The sequence below is a fragment of the uncultured Thiocystis sp. genome, assembly GCF_903866365.1.
Classification (GTDB): Bacteria; Pseudomonadota; Gammaproteobacteria; order Chromatiales; family Chromatiaceae; genus Chromatium.
Window position 1 is genome coordinate 1 of sequence record NZ_CAIPNF010000248.1, and the last position, 6,750, is coordinate 6,750.

The 6,750-nt window shown below is 62.6% G+C and carries 6 protein-coding genes; 2 read left to right on the forward strand and 4 right to left on the reverse strand.

Annotated elements, in window-relative coordinates; all coding sequences use genetic code 11:
* Positions 1 to 558 precede the first annotated feature (558 nt).
* Positions 559 to 759 carry a hypothetical protein gene (locus QZY07_RS13950; RefSeq protein ID WP_295403792.1) on the reverse strand — a complete coding sequence of 67 codons (201 nt, stop codon included), beginning with the start codon at positions 757 to 759 and terminating at the stop codon, positions 559 to 561.
* 483 nt (positions 760 to 1,242) lie between these two features.
* Here QZY07_RS13950 and QZY07_RS13955 point away from each other — a divergent pair, with 483 nt between their 5' ends.
* Together QZY07_RS13955 and QZY07_RS13960 are read left to right on the forward strand one after the other, a co-directional pair.
* The gene (locus QZY07_RS13955; protein WP_295403795.1) at positions 1,243 to 1,779 is read left to right on the forward strand and encodes a MerR family transcriptional regulator; all 537 of its coding nucleotides are present in this window, start codon (positions 1,243 to 1,245) and stop codon (positions 1,777 to 1,779) included.
* Positions 1,780 to 1,792: 13 nt separating this feature from the next.
* Positions 1,793 to 3,082, forward strand: coding sequence for a VWA domain-containing protein (locus QZY07_RS13960; protein ID WP_295403798.1), 1,290 nt, complete (start codon positions 1,793 to 1,795; stop codon positions 3,080 to 3,082).
* Between the two features lie 4 nt (positions 3,083 to 3,086).
* On the opposite strand, the gene QZY07_RS13965 is transcribed toward QZY07_RS13960, so the two are convergent.
* The 3 genes from QZY07_RS13965 to QZY07_RS13975 all read right to left on the reverse strand — a co-directional run.
* Positions 3,087 to 3,251 (reverse strand): hypothetical protein, encoded by a 165-nt coding sequence (locus QZY07_RS13965; protein ID WP_295403801.1) that lies wholly within the window; start codon positions 3,249 to 3,251, stop codon positions 3,087 to 3,089.
* A 150-nt stretch (positions 3,252 to 3,401) separates the two neighbouring features.
* Positions 3,402 to 6,080: a DEAD/DEAH box helicase gene (locus tag QZY07_RS13970; RefSeq protein WP_295403804.1), complete on the reverse strand. Its 2,679-nt coding sequence runs from the start codon at positions 6,078 to 6,080 to the stop codon at positions 3,402 to 3,404.
* A gap of 47 nt (positions 6,081 to 6,127) precedes the next feature.
* Positions 6,128 to 6,750, reverse strand: a 623-nt coding sequence (locus tag QZY07_RS13975) for a hypothetical protein (protein WP_295403807.1), incomplete at its 5' end; no start/stop codon positions are given.

Genomic DNA, 6,750 nt, shown 5'->3' on the forward strand with positions numbered 1-6,750 from the left:
CGACGGGCGACCCTTCTCGGTGGCGTGTGACGTGAGGCGCGCCTGGCCCTAATGGTGGCGCTTGATTAGTTTTGTACTGTACTGAGGTCAAGCTAACAAAGTAGAATTAGTGTTCTATTCCTGAAGTATTTATACCATTGAAAATTCGAGAAAAAAACCCCGAACACCCATGGGGACGGATTTATTGTGACAATTCGCCAGTAAAAACTATGCACTTTAGTGCGAGACTTTTAGTAATGGCTTTCCTGAGGAAAGCTCTGCTGTCAAAATTCGGCATCGCGAAGCGATTCCTTATCTTCTTCAGTCCGCAGTGAAGTCTGCGGACAAGGACTTTCAGTCCGCAATTCAAACTATGGACTTGTAGTCCATAGTGGTTGATTTTTTTGGTAACCGCCATATTCCCGACGCCGTTGACGCATGGCGATAGTCCTCCGTTCCGTCTACAAAGAACGTGACCGCGATCACAAAATCGGCCCTCCAACGCCGACTTTGCACACCCGTTGCACGCTATCCACTCCCCGAATCCAGAAACCAGCGGCGAGAGTCTGACACTTTGGTTCAGTGCTCAGACCAGCTTTGTGAACCGAGACGATAGGAGCGCAGTTGACGCAGCAACTCGGGACGGTCGCGCAAGGTCCGGGTGAGGCGATCATCCAAGGTCGCGGATTCCCGGTCATCCGACAGCGCAAGCCCCCGACGGTCCAGCCATTCGGACCAGGACGCGAGAAAGCCCGCCAACCACGCGCGTTGGGCCTTCATGTCGTTCAGGGGTGGAAACGAAGCGGGTCCTCGGTCAACCCCTCGAACACGGCGGAACCGGCCTCGAAGCAATCGCGTTGAAACATCGGTTGTCCTCCGATTGTGGCGGAGAAGGCTGTCATGTTGACGAACACCCATGGCATCACAGCGGAACCGTCGGATGCTCATAAGCTCCCCGGATCAATTCGTTGAAACGCTCGCTGCAACATGGACATTGGATAACGCCCATTCCAACCCACGAGACTGCCACCACCGCCGCCGGCGTCGATGACCGCAACGCACGCTAGGCCCCGACGAACACCGCTGCGGCGAATGCCTCATCGGCATGGAAGAGGCTCACCAAGACGGAAACCGGATCCAGCACCGGCGTCCCGGCCAACGCAGCGATTCCGTCGATCCCGCCCCGCCTTCAAACCCCGCCGCGCCGCCCATGAGGCGCGAGGGCATATTGACAGCGTCAGTGTTTGATGTATAAATAGCGCCATGAACACCGAACTCGACATCAACACCCTGAGCCAACAGACGCAGGTGAGCGTGCGCACCATTCGCTACTACCTCGCCGAAGGGCTGTTGTCGTCGGTGGGACGCGGCCCCACCGCCAGCTATGGCGCGGGCCACCGCGATCGCCTGTTGTTGATCCGCCGCTTGCAGGATGCGCATCAACCCCTGGCCGCCATTCGCACCTACCTGGAGGCGCTCGACGATGCCGGCGTCGCCGCCGCCCTGGCCGAGCCTTCGCCCTCGCGTCTCGTCCCGACCGCAACGTCCGCCCAGGACTACGTCCGTCAGGTGCTCGCCAAGACCGCGCCGCCCTCCTGCCCGCCCGCGCCCGTGATGGCACCCACGCAGAACACCGCCGACGCGCCCCGGATTCCACTCCCGGCCCGTAGCACCTGGGAACGCATTGCGCTGCATCCGGATCTCGAACTCCATGTCCGCCGCCCGCTCGCCCGCGCCGATCAACGCCGGCTCGACGAACTCCTCGAACAGGCCCGCCGGCTGTTCGGTCCCACCGCTTAACCCCGGAGTCAGCATGCCGCTCACCCTTGCCACCGATCGTTCCCTGATCCGCGCCGCTGGCCACAGCGTGCGGTCTCTCCACTGCCGGCTCCAAGCGCCCCCGGCACCCACGGACCGCGCCCGCTTACCCCTGGATCTGGCGCTGGTTCTCGACCGCTCCGGTTCGATGGGGGGCGCCAAATGGGCCTGTGCTCGCGACACCGCGCGCCAGATGCTGGAGCGCCTCGATGCCCGCGACCGGGCCGCCCTCGTGGTCTATGACGATCACATCGATACCCTGCTGGAGCTGCGCGCCATTGACGCCGGCGCCCGTGCGCAGGCGCAGCGCGCGCTGGCCGCCATCGGTCCGCGCGGCTCCACCAATCTCAGCGAAGGCTGGCTGACCGGCTGCGGTCTGATCGGGCAGACGTCCCCGGAGGAACGGCTGCGCCGCTGTTTCCTGCTCACCGATGGGCTGGCCAATGCAGGCATCACCGATGCCGCGGAACTGGCGACCCATGCCGGCGCCCTGCGGCAACTCGGGGTGGTGACCCACACCTTCGGCGTCGGCGACGATTTCGACGAGGCGCTGCTCGGCACGCTGGCCGATGCAGGCGGCGGGGTCTTCCATGACCTCGCCGATGCCGAACGCATCGGTCCGATCCTCACCCGCGAGTTGGGCGATGCCTTGTCCGTGGTCTGTGCCGAGGTGCGGGTCTGGTTGCACTGGGAGGCCGATCTCCAGGTGGCGGCACTGGGTCCGTGGCGCCAGGAAGCGGACGGGCGTGCCCTGAGCGTCTGGCTCGGCGATCTCGTCAGCGAACAGGAACAGGATCTGCTCTTGGCGGTGACCTTTCCGGCCGGCGAAGCGGAGGCCACCTGTCCGCTGCGGGTGCGCGTCACCGACGCGACGGGGCAGGAGCTGGCCAGCGCCAGCCTCCACTGGACCTGGGCCAGGCACAGCGCCAACGACCGCCAGCCCCGCAACCGCGACGTGGATCGCCTGGTCGCCGCCTATCATGCCAACCTCGCCCGGCGCGATGCCGCGCTGGCCAATCGTCAGGGTGACTTCGCACAGGCTCAGCAGCGACTCAAGGCCGTGGCTCGTCGGATTCGGGGTTACGCGGGCGACGACGCCGAGCTGAATGGCATTGTCCAGAGTCTGACGAGCGACTCCGAGGTGCATGCGGCACCGCTCGCGCCGCGCGAGGCCAAGGAGCGGTACTACGCCGCCGCCAGCCAGACCAAGGGACGGACCGAGAGTGGCGAGCGGCGACGCAAGGAGGGGAGGACCGTCTCACCGGACAGCGCCAAAGAAACCTGAGCCCTCAGCCTGCCTCCCGATACGCGCGCAGCACGCCAAGCTCGAAGGGTCCGACCAACGCGCACTCCCGCGCATAGAGCAGACGGCCACGCTGGAGGATCTGGCGTTGCCGTGGGGGCGGGAGCGCGCCGAGGTCGATCAATACCAGGCGCTGCGTGCCGAGCGCCAAAACAAGCGCGGAGCGCAGCGGTCAACCGTTGCTCCAGACCGAAGGGTTCGGTCCCGAGCAGCGCCACCGCCAGAGCATCCGCCCCGGTCTGGTCATCGAGACCATAAGCGAGCAACTCATCCGGCGACTCCCTCAGTAGCCGGGCAAGCATTAGATCGGTACCCAAATCAACGCGATCGGTTTGCACTCTGGGATCCTGAAAGGGAAACCGTAGGAATCGAGCCGAGCGGCGACCCAAGTGCTCGCGTCATTCAGCAGGCTGTGAAGCATGTCGGCCATGGCAGCGGGCTCTTCTTGAACCTTTTCCCGCGCCTTGACTGCGTTGAGGCGATCCAGCAACTCCCAGTCACGAAGCACTGCCCACCCGTCGCCCAAGCGGGAGGTTTCGGTTCGTTCGACACCGATCACCGCCTGCCGCATCCGGCCCGACTGGTCAGTCACCCGGTCGTAGACCTGGAACACCACCAACGGGTGTTCGAGATCCCGGCTCCAGGCCGTTGAAACGGAGTACTCGGCGGCGGTCCGCAGTGCCTTGTCGAAGACCTTGTGTCCGACGCCAATGATCCGTTCTGCCGCGTTTCTGCCCGTGGCCGTCCTGTCGAACACCATCTTCTCGTATTTCCTGCGGATACCAGGTTCGTCGAGCCAGTCCTCTGGTGTCTTGAAGCTGATGCCTTCCTCGGTTCTGACGGACCGCCGACGGTGGAGACTCAGCATGTTTTCGAGAAACGGCTGGAGGTGCGGGAGGTCTACATTCGGCACTTCCTTCAGACTGCTGAGATCGAACCGAGTGGCGTGCCCGACGAGGCTCTTGACGGTTTCGATCGCCGATTGTCCCCCGAAGGTGGCTGACTTGCGATCGAACCACTCCGCCAGCTTGTCCTTCTTCACGGTATGAGCCTCGGCGAACAGTTCCGTGAACACCCCAGGGGACGACATGCCCAGCACCAACTGGAGCAGATCTTCCGGTTCGTCCATCGCCCCTCCCAAGGCGGCCATGATGCGTTCCAGCTTGGCGTTGAGTAGATCCCAGATCCGCGCTTCGACTGTCGCCGGGTTGCGCAGGGTGATCACGTCGACTGACTTCTTCTGGCCGTAGCGGTTCAGGCGGCCAACCCGCTGATGGAGCCGCATCGGATTCCAGGGAAGATCCACATGAATCAGTGAGTGGCAACGCTCCTGAAGATCGATGCCCTCACCACCGGCCTCCGTTGAGATCAGGAAGCACACCTTGCCGGCGTTGAACAGGTCGGCCGCCGTGACCCGATCGATACGGCGCGAGACCACTGAGCCGTCTGGCAGAATCAGATCCTCGATCCGCTCGTCGCCATTGATGAAGGTGCCGCAGTCTGCTCCGTACTGGCGCATCAGGGCGCTCATCAACAACGCCTGCGTCGCCTTGTACTCGGTGAAAAAGAGCACCGAGCGATCCCTGAACCGATCATCCAGAAGGTTGAGAATCGTCTCGATCTTCGTTTCAACGCGCACCGCCTGCGCGGCCTCGACGAGCGCCTCCAGGTGCGGGATCTCTTCCTCCATCACCTGTAGCGTCATCTCCGCCAGCACGATGTCCAGGAACTCCTGGCCGTCTTCCGCATCGATCGGTTCTTTCGACGCGCTGGAGAGCGCCGCCGCTTCCTCGGTGGACATGCGAATTTTTTCCTGGGCCTTGTCGCGCGCATCGCGCAACTTCTGTAGACGCCGCTTCAGCGCCTTGCGGATCGCAGCGACCGAGCTGGAGGCTAGCTTCTGCATCGCGATCAGCACGAGCATGACCTGGTTCCCCTGCGTGGCCGATAGCGACGTGGCGTAGGTCTTGCCCGTGCTGATGAAATCGGTCATCAGCCCATAGAAGGCTTCTTCTTCAGGGGAGTACTCATAGGTCGCGGACGTCACGGTCACGGGTTGGAAGAGGCTGTTGCCCTCCATATCCGTCACCAGGCTTTTGTTGTTACGAATCAGCGCCTGCGGCAGTCGTTCGATCTGCTCGGGGTCGGGCTTCCTGGGATCGAACAGATCCGGACGCAGCAGCTTCATCAAGGACCAGAAACCGAACGCCTTCCCCCGATGAGGGGTACCGGTGAAGAACACGCAGGACGCCACCCGCCCTTCTTCCAAGAGCCGCTCGACGAACCGATAGCCGAGCGTGGCCCCACGGGTCTCATCGGCGTTGAGGTGGTGGGCCTCATCAACGATCAAGAGATCCCAGGGGTCGGCCTCCAGGATTCGTTCGTGGCGTCCGTTGCGATCCGAGCGCAGGGTTGGAAGCGAGGCCACGACCTGCCGATGGGTATTCCAGAAGTCCGCCCGAGTTGTATCGGCTTCCGCGGTATAGCGCGCCAGGCGAATGTCGAACATCTCCCGCAAGCGGAACTGCCACTGCTCGACCAGCGAGGCCGGACACAGTACCAGCAACCGCCGCACCAGACCGCTGGACAGCAGCGGCCAGAGGATCAGCCCAGCCTCGATCGTCTTGCCCAACCCTACGTCGTCCGCGACCAGATAGCGGATTGGCCAGTGGCGGGAGACGCGGTGACAGACCCAGAGCTGATGGGGCAGCAGCGCAATCCGCGAACGGGAGAACACGCCCCAGGAATCATTGACCGAACGGATGGCCGCTGCCTGGCACTTGGCAACGACCTCCGGCAGTGGATGCCAATGCTGGGCTTCCAGCGCACTCTGGACGCTGACCTGTTTCTTGATCGTGGCTAGTTCGCACTCTTCCAGCCCGTGCATGAAACGCACGATGGCCGAAGGCCCCTTGGGAAACTCGACGGTTCCGGGTCCATGGCGGCTGTGGACGACTTCGTCGCCGGGTTGAAGATTCATGATGTGTTCCTGTGCCATGTCGTTGCTGCCCTCTCTGCACGATCTCGTCAGTCGTACCATTGCAACGCATCGAGGCTGAGCGGGCGGCCGAGTAGCTCCTGTTGCAGTTGCCCGTCGTCGGCAACGATCCGCAGCGGGATGTCGAAATCCCGGCAGAAAGTGGCCTGTTCCGGGTCGTTCAGGTGCTGATGCACGAATGCGGAGATCCGGGGCGCTTGGCGAAGCACTGGAAGGTTCTTGATGTCCGTGCAGCCTAGATCCCACAGTAAGCGTAAGACGCCAATGTAGGGAACGAACGCATGCTCACGCACACTGGAACCGTCGCTGATTATGCCGAGGCGAATCAACTCCCGCACCACGAAGTTGGCTCCCTTACCGAGTGTCTTCGGCAATGCCGCCGCGCTGATGCCACCGCCTTGTTGATCGGGGTCGGCATAAGGCATCTGCACCAGTCCAAGATCAAACCGATCTCGACGCCGTTGGAGATCCAGAAACAGTTTGGCGTATTTGTCCAATTGCCTTGCGAGCTTGTAGATGATTGGAAATCGCATCATCCATTGCTCATAGCGTTGTTGGTCCGTTTGGGCATCGATGTATTCATCCAGCACGCCCATCCACGCATCGAAGTGCTCCGTCGGATCCGGAGCGGTGAAGACGTCCCACCAGCCCC

Excerpts from the sequence above, each read along its gene's own strand:
- QZY07_RS13960 (WP_295403798.1), top strand. The coding sequence starts at position 1,793 with ATGCCGCTCACCCTTGCCACCGATCGTTCCCTGATCCGCGCCGCTGGC.
- QZY07_RS13950 (WP_295403792.1), bottom strand. The coding sequence starts at position 759 with ATGAAGGCCCAACGCGCGTGGTTGGCGGGCTTTCTCGCGTCCTGGTCC.
- QZY07_RS13970 (WP_295403804.1), bottom strand. The coding sequence starts at position 6,080 with ATGAATCTTCAACCCGGCGACGAAGTCGTCCACAGCCGCCATGGACCC.
- QZY07_RS13955 (WP_295403795.1), top strand. The coding sequence starts at position 1,243 with ATGAACACCGAACTCGACATCAACACCCTGAGCCAACAGACGCAGGTG.